The organism is Paraburkholderia fungorum (assembly GCF_902833645.1).
Taxonomy (GTDB): Bacteria; Pseudomonadota; Gammaproteobacteria; order Burkholderiales; family Burkholderiaceae; genus Paraburkholderia; species Paraburkholderia fungorum.
Map to the genome: position 1 here is coordinate 112,345 of NZ_CADFGE010000009.1, position 16,188 is coordinate 128,532.

Genomic DNA, 16,188 nt, shown 5'->3' on the forward strand with positions numbered 1-16,188 from the left:
ACTCATCGCTTCGCACTACCTTTATTACGCAGCGGTTCTAGGGAGGTATCCAGTTCGCATCCAAGCGCCCAGATTCCGGCTATGCTTCTGTCAGTTTGCGAATCCGCTCGTGGTGTGCCGACGCTCCCATGGCGACCAAACGGCAAGGGTAAAGCACGAAACAACTATGCCCAGACGCATAATCACCCCGACAATCCCGTCATCGCACAGCGAGAGCCATAGTGGAATCGCTGTGCCGAGCTGCCGCAAGATATATAGAGCACATATCGGTCCAGCCGTACCCACCGTCGCCACGACGGCGAGCAGAATCTCTCTATCGCGATGTCCGAGGGTTGCCTTGGCAAAGAAGAACAACACGTACGCGATGAAGACCGTAGCCAGCACGTCTTGCAGGAAATTAACAGATATAGCCAATTCATCCTCCTTCAGTGATTTGGTGGGTCGCGTCCATTCCACTCTTTCTATTGGGCAATAAGCACGGCGACGAATAGCGGCCAGCCCCATCCCTCATGGTTGCCGCCGGCGAGGTATACCGCGCCTGCGATGCAGGCTAACACCGGCAGATTGGCGAGAACCAACATAGCGAGCGCCGGAGTGGCCGGTGTTGCGCTATGAGCGTTGTCGGAACGGATTCGCTTACTGACGAAATTCTTTATCTGAGACATGAGTTTTCCCCATCAACCTTTAATCTTAGTCGTTACTTCGCGCACATAGCGGTAGTTTCCGGCAGTGTCCGTTGCGCATCCACTTGAGCGGATTCGATAGGGAACTGTTCGCGCAGGCTGGGGTATTCGTCGAGTGCAGCTTTCGATGGCAAACAAACCTGCTTGCGAAAAAAATCGCGCGAAGAAGCGTCCGAATTCATATAGAGCGATTCGTGGACCGCCAGCCGATGCGCTTCGCGCAATGCCTCGTCGCCGAGCGAATCCACCGTACGTAGCACGCTGCCCCGGAACCAAACCATCGTCTTCGCCGGTTCGCCGTCGAACGGGCCATACTGTCGGCCTGACGCTATCTGCCTGAAGTGCGCATACGTGCACTCCTGCGGCTCAAGCGGCTTACTCTGTTCAGCGACGCCTCCCAATCGAGCCGGCGGTGCGGGATCGGAACCCTGGCCGGGTATCTCCGCCTTGTCAAACGCTTCGAGCCATCGCCCTTCGATAAGCGAGCTGACAATCGAATCTTCGTAGTCGGCCCAATCCATCTTGATGGTGTTCAGCGTGGTCGACTCAAAGGGCGAGCGATGCACAAACAGTCGATACGCGTCCTGGTAAGCCAGCTCTTCACGAACCCGCACATCCAATGCGTCGGGGCCGGTCGCCCACCATTCCGCAGGTCGCGTGCCCTTCGTGTGAAGCATGCGCTGTCGAATTGCGTTTTCTTCGCTGCCGAATACACCGTCGACGACAACGAGCAGCACATGACGCATCCGAAAACCGGAAGAGCGGATCGCAGTTTCGATATACCGGGCATGTTCGGTGGGGAGGTAGTCGAAGCTCTCCCACCATCGATCTACCAGTACCACGTTCGCGTCGGAACGTACCCACGACTCGATCAGCGCGAGGGAATGATCGACGATCTTCTGCAGGACGTCCGGATCGCGTCCGCCGGCTGCATTGTTCAGGTGGTCGAGTTCCCGGCTGAAGGCGCGGTCGCTTTGCCGCTGGTCATCGGGCGTGTGTGGATCGTAGTCGATCGTGCCAATGGCCTTTCCACCATGCTTCGCGATGCGCGCGGCGAGGCGGCTGGAGAGAGTCGACTTGCCTGCACCGCAGATACCGACGAAATGCACAATGTCTCGAGCATTCGTCCACAGTTCTGCCTCTGTCAACTTCATCGGCGTATCTGCAAGCATTCCTTCTCCTCATTCTTCAACGTCGTAGTAATACTCAACGGATGGCTCGGACCTGAAGCGGTAATTGGCGAGCTCGACGATGGCATACGCGAGATCGCGATCATCACGGCTATCGACGTATGTGCGCTCACCGCTGGCCCAGTCGACTCGAACGATCTTGAACATGGCGCTTGTCCTAGACCTTTCTTCGATCAAGCAGTTGCAAAGAGCCTGTTGCGTTACCCAGACGATCGGTGAGCGTTGATAGCTCATCCGTCGACAAACGGTCGATATCGGGAAAATCAACCTGAATCGTTGCCGCAATGGCGCCGTCCCGGACCACGATTACTTCGTTGCTAACAATCGTCGATATAGGGTCCGTGGTCATTGCTTTCCCGTTATGGTGCACGGTCTGGAATTTGACATCGCTGCGAGTAGGTCGCGCCGGGAGCAAGTAGGGCATCCGGATAGCCGCGAGGCCGTCGATATTCGTCTCACGTGTCCGCGTTCAGAAGATGCGCATTAACCCGAGCGGCCGTGTCGACGTCGAGTCGACGTTCGATCGCATCCTTCAGTTCCGGGCTTACCGCGATCCGGTATCCGTATCGCTTGCCACGTGCGAGAAAAGTCTCGTTCTCGGCGCACCACGTGGCGAAACTGTCGAGAGCGCCGTCGCCGAGATAGCCGGCTTCCGCGTTCGCCACTTCCTGCTCGAATAGGAGTCCGCCGGTCGGCAAATTGCCGAGAACCACGGTGTAACCGTTGTCGGTCGGCAGGTTGGCATACCACAGGTCGATCTGGCAGCGATCGATTGTGGCCCGGAGCTTTGCGGTCTGGCGCAGGTGCGACGACCAGGGCGAGTGAGGCGTCGACGAAGGCGCGTACCGGTTGTAGAGAAGCGCGAAGATGCTCAACGCCTCGGCCCTCGGCAGCGAGAGAGCCGGGTATCCGTCGTTCAGGGTTTGTCGGCCGAATTGGACTGAGACGTCTTCAGCGTCCTCGTCCACATCGCACCGCGCTATGTTGATGCCGGTCAAGAACGCTCGAAAAATGTCGACCAGATGGCCCGGCAGAGTAGATTGGCTGGATGATTGCATTGCTGGTCCTCAAATCAGTGCGTTACCGTGTATCGGACGCCTAGGGATGGCGCCGCCCGTTGATAGGGAAATTCTTTATCGAGGAACCGAAATCGAATTGCTTGACTTCGAGCACGCCGCCGTTGCTTGGGGCGTATTCGCGACCGGCTGGCCGTTGACCGCAATGACCGGCCGCGTCTTCAACAGGCCGGCTGCAGTCTCTTGACATTGGTCTTTTGCCAGCGGCCATGTTGTGATAGAGGTATCCGTCGTTCGAACAGCAGGATCTTGATCGACGATGTCGACCTGGATGCCGTCATGGCATTTGCCTTCGTTGGCACTCTTGATCTTGCCGTCCAGGGCAACCTTGAACAGCGCGCTTGCGGGGGAGGCGAGAAACGCCTTGCATTCCGTCGTGCTCACCTTCCCGAGGTGAATATAGGAGGTGCCGCCGTCGATCGACGTGGTGATCGACGCGTAAGTCGGGGCACACGCCGCCAGCATCCCAATCACAAAAAGTACCTTTTTCATTCTGGCTCTCGCAGATTATTTTGCTTTCAATGCCTCCGCCTTGCACGGTAGCGGCTATGCGGGAATCACCTTGAATGGCTTGCCGACGGCGAGCGCCGCGCGGATGGAGAAAACAATAACCTCGTCGGGCGTACTGGTGCCAAAGGTCAGGACGCCATTGCCTGAATCGAAATTGGAGTCCACGACGCATTTCAGGTCGATCTCCACACTGTCATCGGGGGAGGAGAGGAGCGATGAAGACCAACCAACCCTCGATTTGAGCGCCCCGCCAAATTCAACCAACGCCGGTTCCTGTTCGCAGGCAGTGGCAAATACCGCTATCGTGGCCTTCTCGGGCGAGAGTCCACTGATGACGCGCACAGCTTTCGCGCGCTGTTCTGCGGTCAGCGTCATTGCTGCGCAAACGCAGAGGAAATCCAACGCACGTCCTTGCTCCTGCTCGCCGAAAAGGGACGCTTCCGTGGAAGCGCGTAGGGCGTACTCCGCATTCGCGACCGTGCCTGCCGGTGCAAGCGGAACTATCTTGTGATCGTCGGTCATCTAATTCTCCAGTTGTTCATTCTTTATTATTCGTCCTTCTGACAACCTTTCGCGACGAAATTGCGGAGCCAGACCTTCACAACGGGACCAGAAACGCCCAGGAGTAGAGGCCCAGATGCGCCCGCTGTAAATTGGCGATCGTTCCGCTTTCCCCGGATCCGTCGAAGAAAACGGCTCAGGATGGTATCCGCGCCAAAGGCCTTCGTACCAAGATGAATTCCGGGGAGGCCCATGCTCCGAAGGCCGCAAAAGAAATTCGTGATCTGGGCGCGCGCGAAGTCCGCCTCGCGCAAGGCCTGCCGAACGTGGCTGACCAGAACGGGATCATCCAGCGAACCGTAAAAGAGTACGCCCTCGGGGCGCCCCAGCAAGCTGTAAGAAAGGAATCGCTTTCTCCAGTCACCCGACCAGGGAAGTACCGCCTCAAGGACGTTTCTCCCTTCGATTCGGATGCCACCCGCCTCGAGGGCGTCAAGGAGCGTCTTCTGCTGTTCGACCCGTGCCTCGTGGCCGCCCTCAATGAAGTAGTCACCGAGCGCCTTGAAGATTTCCGGGCGGGTTTGTTCCGACCATCGTTTCAGGTTACGTTCCTTCCAGTCCCCGGTGCTCTCCCTGACCTGGAGAGGCACGAACGTCGAAAGCCGATCGCCCACCGTGTACAGGTTCATGGCAACGCCATCGCGCAGCATGCAGGTAAGCATTTCGCTGAGTGCCGCCCGTCGTTCCCGGGCGAAGTGATCGTCTCCAGGAAGCACGGCATCTGCGAGGGCGGTATGGTATTCGTGGTAGAAGCGCACGGAGGTGATCATAGCGGGCATCCCGGCTCGGTTTTGTCTGGACTTTCAGCGAACTCGATCGATCAGTCCTGTGCCTTGTTTAGCGCAGCACGCACAGACTCGTCGTTTTCTTCGACGAACCGATATATTTGATCGCCGACCTCGGTATCCGTGAAGCCCCATGCAATCCCCTGGCCGATTATCGACGCCGGAAGGATCATGAAAAGAACTTTCACTTGCGAGGCAGATGGAACGCCGTCCACTACCGTCGCAGCCAACGCGTCGTGAATGCGAGAGAACTCGCTGTCGTCGTCCGAATAGGCATCCCAGGTTGCTTCGCGGATAGCCTGTAGGCGTTGCTCTTCACGCTGTTCTTCCGCGTCGCGTTGCATACGCATCTGCTCCTTCTCTGCGTCAGATGGCTCTAGACGTCGCTCTAGCTCCTCTGTGGTTATGCCGAGCCGCTTGGCTTCCTCTTCCAGCAGCCGGCTTTTCCCCTTGGCGGTGGAGCCGATGATCAAGACGTGCTGAGGACCGTCGTCAGATCCAACCGTTGCGGCACCCGATACACCAAAGAACTGTAGAGCCATTATTTTTTCCCGGGGAGGTATTCCAGAAACTCGCACATGCTCATAACAAAGAGAATCCCGCTGACTCCGGCCACGAGCGCTAGGAGTAGCGCCATCAATCCGAGATGCTGAAATGCGCAGGCAACCGATAACAGCCCGCTCACGATAATGGCTGCGAAACTGAGCGCTGGGGACATCTTCATCGGACGTCTTTCACCTAGTTCGACACGATCTGGTTGCCAGCCGCATCGCAGGGGAACGAACGATGTTCGACGACGGGCATGGGCATATTGTCCGTCGTTCGCTTGTATGCGCTTTCATCGCAGATGCCACTTGCTCGCGTGACAAGTACGCCGGAGGCCGGAACGCCATCGAAGAACCCCGTGCCAGTGCGCGTGTCCTTGATTACAACAGGCTGACCGGCCGTTGCGCGGTCGATCTCGACGGACTTCGCCCCCACCCTCATGATGACCCGATCGATCAGCTTCGGAATCACGAAGCGTGCCGATTTTTCGTCCCACTTGGCGTTCAGAAGCGCGAACTTTCCGTCGTCCGTCTCCGAGAACACCGCGGGCAGGTCACCGTTGTATGGGGCGCGCAGTTGGATGTAGGTGAACTTGCCATCATCCCAGACTTTCGTCGGCACGAACCGCGGCGGCGGCGGGACATAGACGTGATAGTCTGAGCTGCTCGAATTGGCATCGTCAGCATGCGAGACGTTTGATAACTGCCACGTATGGCTCTTCGCTTCACAGTAAACCATTCCGGCATCCGTGCTCGTGATTTCGCCGGGTACCACGCACTTGGTACTCAGCACGACGCCGGGGCCGACGTGGACCACGCTTTCAGCAAGCATGGCGCCACCATCAGCTTCCGCCGGGTCAGCGGCATATGCGCCAGCGGAGAACGCGCCAGTCAGAAGCATCGCGATAGTAAGTTTCTTCACGGTCATTTTCCCATAGTATCGATCGGAAAGGAGGGCGTGACGTTTCAGGAGCCGTGCTCGCAACGCCTTGTCCAGCGCTACCTCCCCCCGGAAATAGTTTCGTATCTACTTACGCGGACGCGGTGTCGCTGACGGCTTGTCCTAGCATAAGGTTGCCGAGAGCGGCGTTGCGCTGGCCGGCATCGCGCTGAACAAGGATATGGAGGTACGAGAGGGCTGCGGCGAAGTCGTGACGGTGCGACGCGAGCTCCACGCAAACGCGAAACAGCATGCCGACCTCCGGGTCCAGCAGCGCGGCGAAGTGCTGCTTCCAATTCTTCGCGCCGTCGGTGCGCAGCATGGCGGCGATTTCGCGCCACTCTCGCTGGTGTCCCCCAACATTTTGATCTGCCAGAATCTCAGCGCCATCGGCATAGTGCCGGCCGGTCGCTTCGCACAAGTCCAGTACCTCTAGCGCCACGATTTGATCTTTCAGGTGTGTCGCTGAACTACGTTGGCCTTCGTGGCGCAGCATGCTGTGAAGAAGTGCTATAGCAGGCTTGAGTTCGACCACGCCGCTGCGCAGAGAGACGCCAGCTTCCACCAGTACGCTGACGTGCGGATCCATAGTCGACACGAGGTTCTTGACCCATGTCGAAGATCCAGTAGCAATCAGGCCGCGTATCTTTCGCCATTCGTCGGCAAGCTCGCCGACGTTGAGTTCCTCGACCACCGCGAAACAATGATCGAAGGTAGCACCGCCTGGTAGCCCGATGTTGAGCGCCTGCAGCACGACCAGTTGTTCCTGTAATCTCATTAAACGAGCTCCTCGGGTAAAGTACGGTGGGGCGAGACAGCGAGACGAATGTTCTTCTTCCTCGCCGTGTGGGTTTTCATTTGAACGAAGGGGGCAAGGCCGTTGCAATCAAGTGACCGGCATCGGCCGCCTTGCGCGACGTCTCCGCGATCTCCGAGTGGGCCTGAAGGGCTCGAAACTCTGCGTCGGTGAGCTTGAGGGCGTCATAATCCGAACGTTTGGCATCGGCCGCATTGATGCCAGGATTAAAAGTCGTGGTCTTAGTCATGTTCGCTTTTGCTAGTAATCCTTAGGTGGGTAAAAAACCGTCCCGCTCACATTCAAGCTCGCGACAGCTCTTCCATTGACTTCCTTTGTCGTCATGGTTCCTTCAATGCGTGAGCCTGCCGGTAACAAGAATTTCCCATCGGCATGCCCGGCGCGCGCGGCAATAAGCTGTGTATAAGCTTTGCCTGCTTGGCGCTTCCAGTTGGCTGCGTCTCTCTCGGCCAGCGCCTCGGAGATACGCATTTTCGCGGCGTACATCGCCAACCCTGCCGTACACAGCCAACCCATGGCGCCCACCGCGACAATCAGGAAAATCCCATACATCTTCTGCTGTCTTGTAAGCACTCTCACTCTCCTTGTTTTTGGCCCGGCAAGATCTGTTTCGGTCTACTCGCGCGTGGCTGCTGCCGCCTGACGCTGCAATGTTTCGACCGTTTCCCCCGGCCAGGGGCGCGGGAAAGGGGCGATCGAGTTCTTCATCAACCCCAGAAACCGGCCCTCACTGATGGGGACCGCGTCGGCCAGTTCGCAAAGGAAATCGTCTTGAGACTGCAACCAGTTCACCACCTCCGGATGCGAGGCAATGAAATCTGGCACTTCGTTGCGCAGCAACTCCAGCAACTCACGGTTTTCGTCGATCCGCTTGTGCACGCCACCGCCGACCCATCCCAAGATACGGCGCACGTGAGTGATCATCCTGCTTTCTCGAAAGAACATTTACGTGTATTTCCGCTTGTCGAACTGACGGTAGTAGGGGGTGCAAGCTTGCCGCGCCGACTGAATAGCCTCTGAGTTCGACTTGCGCCCGCGCTTCATCACGACGTCGCCCAGAAAGGTGACTTTTCCCGAACCGGTCGCGCCGGCGACTATGACAGTCCTTGTGCTGTGAAGAATCCTCGCCAGATGGGTTTGCAGATCTTCGTCGTTCCCGAGATCTGGCAGTGACTGGGGCGTTTCATCTTGCGGTTGATTGCTCATCGCATGTCGATCCCGTTTTCCTCTGCTTGAGTTTTCCACGGATCTGGGAGCCAAGTTAGGAGTTGCAGCCTTATTCATGGGAAATTTTCGTCGGTGTTGCTGCCGACTATTGCGGCCAAGTGAAAGCGGCGGCGGTCAGGAGTGGCGGTCGATGTTATTGAATTCGCTTGCCGGTTACGCAGTCAACCGGGATCGTATCGGCCCTGTAGCTGGGTAGCTGAACCGTTACCTCGTTTCCGCTGCTGTCTTTGCGGCGGAGCATGTAGGTATTGATCGACAGTAGAGTTCGAATTTCCTGGGTACAAACGCTTTTACTCGGGTCCGCTAGCAGACCATTGTCGAGCGTTTGCTCAAATGCATTCGCCGACAGACTCGACGCGGCACCAATGGTGACACCGAGTACCAAAGCGATTCGCTTCATTTCACAGATCCACTTTGCGGCTGCCGGCCGTGCGGGACGCTCGCGCGTCAATTGTTTGTGCGGTTATGACGGAAGGCAGCCCGGCTAATCGTGTGCGGCATCAAGCCCCGGTGCCGACCACCGTACGGACGCTCATGCGCCGGATGCGTCCCTACTTGAGCAGACCGTGTCGGGTGCGGTAGTCGTCTTTTGCCGATTGCGACATCGATGCCCAACCGTCCGCGCGCCCGATGGATGACCAAAGGGCAGCTTGCGCATCGTTGCCGATGGTCGGGGCGTCCCTCAGCTTGGCTCCTAGAGTGGCAAGCTGTTCACGTGTCGGCTGAAGTTTCTTGGCTGCCATATGTCCACCAGGTTGTTGACTATCCATGCCCTCGTATACGGCACAAGGCACAAAAGTTTCGCCCCCCCTAATGAAAACTATTGAGAATTAGCCAAGTCCGACGGATTCAGGGCGAATCTGGCGCCTGAAAATGGCGCCGCAGGAATTCGTATGTGCCGGGCAGGTCGAGAAACTGGGACGCGTAGTTCACCTGCAGCAGTGGCGGGGGGATCAGGGAATCCCACTTCTCGACGGCCAGGTTCTCCGCGTGGCGCAGAAGGTCGGCGGCATGCATGGGCTCGCCTTCAGCCAGACGCGCCAATAGCCGCTCGGCTTCCTTGATCGATGCGCCGCTGAGCGCGAGGCACAACCCTTCATTAACGGCGTCCATGCCGAAAAACTTCAGCATTAGCGCCAACGTCGTCTGAATTTCATCTCCCTGCCACAGGAAGAGCCGCAAGGTGCCCCCGTCGTCCGCGTGGGATACCTCACCAAGTCCGAGGGACTGAAACGTCATACGCGCCCCCTTGAGGAGCCTCTGGGCCTCTTCATCGAGGTAGGGCACCGGGGCGTCGGATACGAGAATCTGGCGCATCTGCTGGCGCACTCGGGTGTGCACCAGGCCCGGCGAGCCGCCGAACGACGGCGCCCGCCCGCCGCCGGACGGCTCGACTTCAATTACCTTCTGACCGTCGTCGATACGCGCGACCTTCCAGCGCCGACCCGCAAAAAGCAGGAAATCGCCTTCGGAGAGCGGGGACGTCATTGGCAGGGAACCGAGCGTGCGGCCGCGAGATACCAGGCGGAACTCTTCCGGGCTGGAGAAAGCCGCGTAGAAGCTGTAGTGCCCCGTGATCGCCTCGCCGGCCTGGCCGTGCAGCAGGAGACCGGAACTGTCCTGAATCAGGATATCCTTTGCACCCAGCGCCCGCAGCACCGTGACGAAGTCCTCCTGCATGACTGACCGGAACGGCCCGCGCACGCAGAGTTGGCGGAAGGCGTCGGCAGCGGTCACGCCGCCGCGCTGCCCGATCAACGACAGCAATTGCTGGATCAGCGTTGACAGGTGCATGCCGCCCACTCGGGGCGGCTCAACCCAGCGCTGCAGCAGGAGGTCGATCTGGGCAATCATCTGCACCATATCCTCGCGTAGCCGGTCAGGAAGGGCGGCGCGGGCATCAAGCGGCGCCTCGAGCGCGTAGCCGCGCAGAATCGCGGGCGTCCCCTTGCGCCGACCGGAGCGGCCGAGCCGCTGCCGCAGACTCGAGACGGACGGCGCTGGACCGATCTGCACGACGGATTCGACCGGACCAATATCTACGCCGAGCTCGAGCGTCGATGTCGCCACAGCCGACGCCGGCGTAACGGTCTGCTTGAGCGCGCGTTCCGTTTCCTCGCGCAACTCCTTCGACAGGTTCCCGTGGTGCGGCCAGAACTCGGCCGGTACGCAGTCGCGCTCGCACATCGCACGCAGCAGGGAGGTGTACTGCTCAACCTTCTGCCGACTGTTTGGGAAAATTAGGTGGTTGCGGCCGCGCAGGTTGCCGTAGATGTGACGACCGATTTGCAGCATGCCAGAGCCTGTCGTCTCCATTGCGCTCACGGGCTGGCCGCGCTTCACGCGCTCTTCGACTTCCTCATCCGACAACTGCGGCGGCCCATCCTGATACGCCTTGATCAAGATGCGGAGGGATGACGAGGCCTGTGTGCTCTCGATGATCGTGACCTTGGCACCTTCGCCGGGGCGGAGAAAATCGGCCGCGAGCTCGATGTCGCCCAGCGTGGCGGAAAGGCCGATACGCGGCACGCGCCGGCCGAGCGCGATCTCGAGGCGGTCGAGCAGGCTTTGCAGTTGCATGCCGCGTTCGCTGCCCATAAAAGCGTGCAGTTCGTCCACGACGACGTAGTCGAGGCGCTCGAATAGACTCACGACCCCGGAACCGCGGTTGTAGAAAAGCGCCTCCAGCGACTCCGGTGTGATCAGCACGCAGCCCGACCGCCTCTTTGCGAAGGACTGTTTGCGGCTGGCGGCCACGTCGCCGTGCCATGGCACCACGGGGATCTCCAGCGTCTCGCATAACTGCGTCAGGCGGTCCCATTGGTCGTTGATGAGCGCCTTGAGCGGGGAGACACACAACGCGCTGTGCCCCGCGGCGTCCGGCGCCAGCAGACGGCTCAGGATCGGAAGAAATGCGGCTTCGGTCTTGCCAGCGGCGGTCGCCGCCGAGATGATGACATCGGTGTTGCCAGCGATAATGGGCGGGACCGACCGCTCCTGGGCATCGCGCAGTTCCGTCCAGCCAGCCTGCCAGATCCATTGCTGGATCAGCGGGTGCAGGAGTTCGAAGCTGGAGGATTGCGTCGACATGGGCCGGCGGTCAGAGCTTGAATTCGGTCAAGCCTTCGCCGCCGGCGGAGTCGTCGCCGATCGTTTCGGTTTCTGCGGCCGCGCCGTTGTCCTTGGCGACTTCCACACGCTTGATCAGCGAATCCCACGGTGTGTCTGGGTACTGGTCGAGTAGGGCGAGCAGGTTGACAAAGGAGGTGATTGTCGTGCGCGGCGTGCGAAAGTAGGCCTCGCCGACCCGCTGCTCGCAGTGGCTCATGAACGCAGCGATCCCTTCGTCCGGCAGAAGGAACTTTGCCGGATCGCCGGACGCGTACACAAGCCGGACCTTCTCGAGCAGCACGAAGAAGTCTTCGCGCGTCAGGGCGGCCAGGCGCAGCACGGGGTGGCTGTAGTCCACAAGGCCGCCGGACGAGAAGGTGTTCTCGGCGAGACGCGACTGCAGAGCCGCGTAGCTATAGATGCCGCGGCGCGTGTCGAGCAGCGAGTCCGGCGTGCAGCCAAGTACGAAGCCCAATCCCTCGACCGTTCCCTGCAACACGTCGTTCAGGATGCGCAGCAGCTGCTCGTAATTCGCGTTGCGCGACTGCGTGTTCGCCAGCTTGTAGAGGTTCACGAGCTCGTCCAGACCGACGAGCAGTCCACCGTACCCAGCGAGCCGCACGAACGCCGCCATCAACTTGATGTGGTCGTAGACGGTCGAGTCATCCACGATCGTGCGCACGCCAAGCGCCTGTCGGGCGTCGGTCTTGGTCGTGTACTCGCCGCGCATCCAGCGGATCGCGTCAAGTTTGAGTGTCTCGTTGCCGTCGTTGTGACCCCGCCAGTAGGCGGCGACCACCGCGGCGAAATCGTACCCGCTGACCATCTCGGTCAGTTGGGCGCACTTGCGGAAGATCAGTTGCTCGGGATTCTCGCCGCTCGTGCGAGAGTCGTCGAGCACCGTGCCGATGAACTTCTCCAGCACGCTCGCGAGCGCTCCACCTTCGGGCTTGCTGCGCGTCGACATATTCTTCATCAGTTCGGCGTACAGCGAGCGTGCCTGCCCGCCCGTGGCGTGAAGGCGCCGGTCCGGGTTCAGGTCCGCACTGATCGCAACGAGCTTCTTTTCCAGTGCGACGGCGCGCACCTGGTTGAGGAAGAAGGTCTTGCCCGCGCCATATGCGCCGACCACGACGCGAAATGCCGTGCCGCCGCCGGCGATGCGATCGATGTCGGCAATCAGTGCCTGTATTTCCCGGGCGCGGCCAACCTGAATGAGGTATTGACCCGTGCGCGGTACCACTCCGGCCCGGAGAGCCTGGAGGAGGGCGTCGCGATCGCGCGGGCGGATGGTAGTCGTAGTCGTCACGGGAAATCCCTCAATATGTACTCGTGCAGATGTTCAGACATGCATGCCATAGTTCATTTCGTAGATCATCGCCTATTGCTCGGGGCCGCCAGAACTTCGGCGCTCAGCGAGCCAAGTCCATGTAATCACCCCCACGACGAGCCAGATCAGGAGGCTGATCAACGTGGCTATAAGAGCGTCAACAAAGAACTCTTCAAGCACGTTCCACGAAGTGCTATTCCATTTGGCGAGCAGTAGTCTCCAGATACGCACCGTCGCTATGGTCACGGGGATGTTCACGGCCGTCAGCACAAGAAACGTCAACCCCGCGACGACTGGCTGACGTCTGAGGTACTGAATGAGATCCTGTCGCGCTCGAGTCCGATGCGTGCTCATCGTATTGCCGGATTAAATATCATTGGCCGCGGCGGTGGTCGCGTTTCCCGTCCGCAAGCCATGACCAGCTCATGAACGCCAGAAGGGCAGGACCGAACACCAACCACAGCCGAACGAGACCCGGTCCGACATTCAGCCCGCCGACCAGCGGGAGCCACGTCGGCCACGTCGAAGGTGAGCCGAACACGGGCGCCATGTTCACGAGTCCGGCCATATCGGCGATGATGGCACCAACCACGCAGGCGGCTCCCGACAATCCCCAGGCAATGACCCAGAAGAACAACACGGAACCGAATCCCATGGGCTCGTCGTAGGGCTCAATTTTGGCGCCCGGATGGAGCGATTTCTTCACATCTTCCAGTACAGCTTTATGTGACGTGTCACGCATGGCTGTCACCGTGAGAATCAGTTCGCGGCCGCCAACGGTCGTCGTCCTGAACTGGTGCTCGACTGTCGACGATTGGGACACGGGCATTATCACGATTGTGCTCATGGGCGATCACTCCTTCCCGGCCGAAGCGCTTGAACGCCGCGCGGATCTGGTCACCATCAGCGTTCTCCTTGATCTGCAGGAAGAACGTACTCCCCGTTCGGACGTTTCGCGACCGTCACGGGCATGTCTTTGTACTCGCGGTGCTCCACGGTCCAGATTTCTTCTGCTGGCGTTCCGCTAGTGAGATATCTGACGTGCACGGACGTCGTATCTGGCGCGACCACGACACACCCGAACGCACCTGACCGCTCGCTATCAGTCGGCGGACCTCCAAGCCAGTAATCCTTCCAGGGACGCGGATCTTCCGGGCACGGGACGAAGCCGATAACGGCCCTTGCATGCCCATCGACCGCTACCTTGAAACCCGGTCGAAGTACGATGTCGGGATTCCCCATGCCGGCCTGATCCATGTAGGATCGCGCAAGGCCGTGTGCGCACGGAAACATGATCGCCGATACCACGACGAGACACATGATGCCGATGGCCGCATAACGCGCTCGACTCTCCATTCGCCCTAACGCTGCCGTAAATGCGTTTGCCATGCCTACTTTCTCCTCTTATGCGGGCTGAATCCAAGACCCGATATCAGTCGACTTCGTTTCCGTTACTCTTTTACGAGAGAGCAGGAACCGCGACGCGCGTAGCGCAACCCCCGTTCGTAGCCAGCTTCTTCAGCGACTCGCAACTGGTCGGCGTGACGGCTTTGCATTTGGTACATCGAACGATGGAGGTCTGTGTCTTCGTCCATGTATCGTGCCAGCCGGTTCTCAGCCTCTCGCAGAGCCATCAGCAGGCCGCGCTCCGCACCAAGGCTCACTCGTACCATGCAGCCAGGCTCAGCAGTTGGCGTGGACCCGAAATGGTCCCGCGCACTGCCGACAGTTGTAAATGTTTCGCCGCAATGGAAGCACGTCCACCCGTGAGCTGGCATCTGGTAGGTATCACCGGTTTCCACACGAACCTCCGTTTGTTCACTTTTCACGGGTAGCTCCTTTCCACATATGTCTCGGGATAACCCTCTATCTCAGTTCGACCCGGCATTGGGCATTACCTTGATCTCGCTCGCCGGCACAGCCACGATACCGGGCTTCTGCGAGCCCCCATTGAGCACCGCATCGATTTGCGCCCTGAGCTTCATGCTTGAGTTTTCGACGTAACTCGGCCATGGAGCGAACGGTGCTGCGTAGTCACGTCCGAGTCGCAGCGACTGAGGACATCGATAAATCGCGGTATTACCCTTGATACGCACGAGGATCATCCCGCCGGAACAGGTCATTTGCTCGCCGGAATACGATACGTCCATCTGGCCAGAACGCTCTCGGTCGTGGAAAAAGATGAGATGGTCGACAGTGGTAAGAAAAATATAGATGCTCGCCAATACAGCCCACAGCGTCATGCCGAGGATCAGCCCAACGCCTTGGTTCTGGGCCGGCTCGCGGAGCTTCCCGTAGAGTTTCACCCCGAAGAGGATGAGACTGAGCACGCCGAAAGCGAGATAGAAAACCGGCGTCCAGTTGTAGGCATCGCCCGCGATCCCGCCGTCGCGATCGAAGACGAGCAACTCCATACCGAACAGGAAGCCGAGGGAAGAGACGAGGCAGGCGACCATGTGGCCTGCGCCGAGCATACCCGATGCGAAGGTGCCGGTGCCGCGTTGCACATAGCGCACTGCGGCGAGAAGGTTCGCGTACATCAGGAAACAGCTAATCGCGAGAAATGGCATTTTTCGTGTCGTGATGCGAAAAGAGATAGGTCCAACATTGGAATATCGGCAGCATTTCAGTAAATCTGAAGGGGCTGCGAGAATTCGCAACTACGCGACCACAGTGCGGGCGCTCTATGCGCGCCGGACCTACATCCCTAACTCGCCGCGCAGGGATACACTCGACGATTACGAAACCCACTCGATCGACGCTGCCTCCAGTTCCTCGCAGTCGATGACGACGCGATCGCCGGTCGGGCCGTCCCGGTCTGCGTTCCCATGGAGAAACTTTTTGTCCGGCCAGAGCTGCAACTCGATCACACCGAAGGCTTTCAGGTCCTCTTTCGAGGTCAGCATCGCCCCACGCCACGTCTTGCCGGACTTGAGGTAGAGGTTGAGCACGAATTTCCGATCAGCGTTTTCCGGCTGCTCGATGTGGCTCTTGAAGATCGGATACAGGACGCGCGGCAGCGGCTTCAGTTCCATTGAAAGGTCCTTTGCGAGGATGAGCGGACTAGGTCCGCGATAGGGAGCGGCGGACCGAAATCATCGGATCCGCCGTGCGTATTGTCAGTCGGCGATCAGGAATTTCTCGCGATCCTGCCCGGCGATCCATGCCGGCGGCTTGCCCCGGCCCGACCACGTCTTGCCCGAAGCGAGATCGACGTACTTCGCCGCGACGACGCTGGTCTTGCGTGCCTTTTTACCGCCGAGCTCATCGACCGAGATTCCGTAGTCGAGCATCTGTTCGCGAATCTTCTCGATGATGACGCTGCGCTCTTCGCCTCGCTTCTTCGCGATCTGCTCGTCGAGTACAGCGAGTTGGGCGAGAAGCTCTTTGTAACTGATGGCCATGTCTGTTCG

Annotated in this window: 26 protein-coding genes; all 26 read right to left on the minus strand. The window is 59.3% G+C overall.

The features are described 5' to 3' along the window. Positions 1-90: 90 nt before the first annotated feature. Positions 91-414 (minus strand): hypothetical protein, encoded by a 324-nt coding sequence (locus tag HWX91_RS25770; protein ID WP_028195599.1) that lies wholly within the window; start codon positions 412-414, stop codon positions 91-93. A 47-nt stretch (positions 415-461) separates the two neighbouring features. Further along, complete coding sequence (locus tag HWX91_RS25775; protein ID WP_127837859.1) at positions 462-665, minus strand: hypothetical protein; 204 nt, start codon at positions 663-665, stop codon at positions 462-464. Between the two features lie 32 nt (positions 666-697). Next, entirely contained in the window at positions 698-1,855 is a 1,158-nt protein-coding gene (locus HWX91_RS25780; protein ID WP_028195598.1) for a DEAD/DEAH box helicase family protein, read from the minus strand. 9 nt (positions 1,856-1,864) lie between these two features. Further along, on the minus strand, positions 1,865-2,020 hold the full coding sequence (locus tag HWX91_RS25785; protein WP_156034510.1) for a hypothetical protein: 156 nt from the start codon (positions 2,018-2,020) through the stop codon (positions 1,865-1,867). A 10-nt stretch (positions 2,021-2,030) separates the two neighbouring features. Continuing rightward, positions 2,031-2,222 carry a hypothetical protein gene (locus tag HWX91_RS25790; protein WP_127837860.1) on the minus strand — a complete coding sequence of 64 codons (192 nt, stop codon included), beginning with the start codon at positions 2,220-2,222 and terminating at the stop codon, positions 2,031-2,033. 106 nt (positions 2,223-2,328) lie between these two features. Then, positions 2,329-2,931, minus strand: a complete 603-nt coding sequence (locus HWX91_RS25795) for a hypothetical protein (RefSeq protein ID WP_028195596.1) — start codon at positions 2,929-2,931, stop codon at positions 2,329-2,331. A 75-nt stretch (positions 2,932-3,006) separates the two neighbouring features. Further along, a complete protein-coding gene (locus HWX91_RS25800) occupies positions 3,007-3,441 on the minus strand; it encodes a hypothetical protein (protein WP_028195595.1) in 435 nt (144 codons plus the stop codon). A 54-nt stretch (positions 3,442-3,495) separates the two neighbouring features. Next, positions 3,496-3,981 (minus strand): hypothetical protein, encoded by a 486-nt coding sequence (locus HWX91_RS25805; RefSeq protein ID WP_042274443.1) that lies wholly within the window; start codon positions 3,979-3,981, stop codon positions 3,496-3,498. A gap of 26 nt (positions 3,982-4,007) precedes the next feature. Then, complete coding sequence (locus tag HWX91_RS25810) at positions 4,008-4,790, minus strand: hypothetical protein (RefSeq protein WP_127837862.1); 783 nt, start codon at positions 4,788-4,790, stop codon at positions 4,008-4,010. Between the two features lie 50 nt (positions 4,791-4,840). Next, positions 4,841-5,347 (minus strand): hypothetical protein, encoded by a 507-nt coding sequence (locus HWX91_RS25815; protein ID WP_028195593.1) that lies wholly within the window; start codon positions 5,345-5,347, stop codon positions 4,841-4,843. Between the two features lie 196 nt (positions 5,348-5,543). After that, positions 5,544-6,278: a TrbG/VirB9 family P-type conjugative transfer protein gene (locus tag HWX91_RS25820; RefSeq protein ID WP_028195591.1), complete on the minus strand. Its 735-nt coding sequence runs from the start codon at positions 6,276-6,278 to the stop codon at positions 5,544-5,546. A gap of 103 nt (positions 6,279-6,381) precedes the next feature. Next, positions 6,382-7,068 carry a hypothetical protein gene (locus HWX91_RS25825; protein WP_028195590.1) on the minus strand — a complete coding sequence of 229 codons (687 nt, stop codon included), beginning with the start codon at positions 7,066-7,068 and terminating at the stop codon, positions 6,382-6,384. A gap of 76 nt (positions 7,069-7,144) precedes the next feature. Continuing rightward, positions 7,145-7,336, minus strand: coding sequence for a hypothetical protein (locus tag HWX91_RS25830; RefSeq protein WP_028195589.1), 192 nt, complete (start codon positions 7,334-7,336; stop codon positions 7,145-7,147). Positions 7,337-7,347: 11 nt separating this feature from the next. Beyond that, positions 7,348-7,680 carry a hypothetical protein gene (locus HWX91_RS25835; RefSeq protein ID WP_028195588.1) on the minus strand — a complete coding sequence of 111 codons (333 nt, stop codon included), beginning with the start codon at positions 7,678-7,680 and terminating at the stop codon, positions 7,348-7,350. A gap of 42 nt (positions 7,681-7,722) precedes the next feature. Beyond that, complete coding sequence (locus tag HWX91_RS25840) at positions 7,723-8,031, minus strand: hypothetical protein (protein ID WP_102857297.1); 309 nt, start codon at positions 8,029-8,031, stop codon at positions 7,723-7,725. A gap of 21 nt (positions 8,032-8,052) precedes the next feature. Further along, positions 8,053-8,313, minus strand: coding sequence for a hypothetical protein (locus tag HWX91_RS25845; protein WP_042274441.1), 261 nt, complete (start codon positions 8,311-8,313; stop codon positions 8,053-8,055). Positions 8,314-8,467: 154 nt separating this feature from the next. Further along, positions 8,468-8,734 (minus strand): hypothetical protein, encoded by a 267-nt coding sequence (locus HWX91_RS25850; protein ID WP_028195587.1) that lies wholly within the window; start codon positions 8,732-8,734, stop codon positions 8,468-8,470. 151 nt (positions 8,735-8,885) lie between these two features. Beyond that, complete coding sequence (locus HWX91_RS25855; protein ID WP_127837864.1) at positions 8,886-9,104, minus strand: hypothetical protein; 219 nt, start codon at positions 9,102-9,104, stop codon at positions 8,886-8,888. Positions 9,105-9,183: 79 nt separating this feature from the next. Continuing rightward, positions 9,184-11,424: a DEAD/DEAH box helicase gene (locus HWX91_RS25860; protein WP_042274439.1), complete on the minus strand. Its 2,241-nt coding sequence runs from the start codon at positions 11,422-11,424 to the stop codon at positions 9,184-9,186. Between the two features lie 10 nt (positions 11,425-11,434). After that, positions 11,435-12,754 (minus strand): ATP-binding protein, encoded by a 1,320-nt coding sequence (locus tag HWX91_RS25865; protein ID WP_042274437.1) that lies wholly within the window; start codon positions 12,752-12,754, stop codon positions 11,435-11,437. Between the two features lie 394 nt (positions 12,755-13,148). Beyond that, positions 13,149-13,622, minus strand: coding sequence for a hypothetical protein (locus tag HWX91_RS25870; protein ID WP_028195583.1), 474 nt, complete (start codon positions 13,620-13,622; stop codon positions 13,149-13,151). A 56-nt stretch (positions 13,623-13,678) separates the two neighbouring features. Next, a complete protein-coding gene (locus tag HWX91_RS25875; protein ID WP_028195582.1) occupies positions 13,679-14,164 on the minus strand; it encodes a hypothetical protein in 486 nt (161 codons plus the stop codon). 62 nt (positions 14,165-14,226) lie between these two features. After that, positions 14,227-14,604 (minus strand): hypothetical protein, encoded by a 378-nt coding sequence (locus tag HWX91_RS25880; RefSeq protein ID WP_102857298.1) that lies wholly within the window; start codon positions 14,602-14,604, stop codon positions 14,227-14,229. A 42-nt stretch (positions 14,605-14,646) separates the two neighbouring features. Further along, positions 14,647-15,345 (minus strand): hypothetical protein, encoded by a 699-nt coding sequence (locus tag HWX91_RS25885; RefSeq protein ID WP_028195580.1) that lies wholly within the window; start codon positions 15,343-15,345, stop codon positions 14,647-14,649. A gap of 168 nt (positions 15,346-15,513) precedes the next feature. Beyond that, the gene (locus tag HWX91_RS25890; RefSeq protein WP_028195579.1) at positions 15,514-15,810 is read right to left on the minus strand and encodes a hypothetical protein; all 297 of its coding nucleotides are present in this window, start codon (positions 15,808-15,810) and stop codon (positions 15,514-15,516) included. Positions 15,811-15,894: 84 nt separating this feature from the next. Further along, positions 15,895-16,179 carry an H-NS histone family protein gene (locus HWX91_RS25895; RefSeq protein ID WP_028195578.1) on the minus strand — a complete coding sequence of 95 codons (285 nt, stop codon included), beginning with the start codon at positions 16,177-16,179 and terminating at the stop codon, positions 15,895-15,897. Positions 16,180-16,188 lie beyond the last annotated feature (9 nt).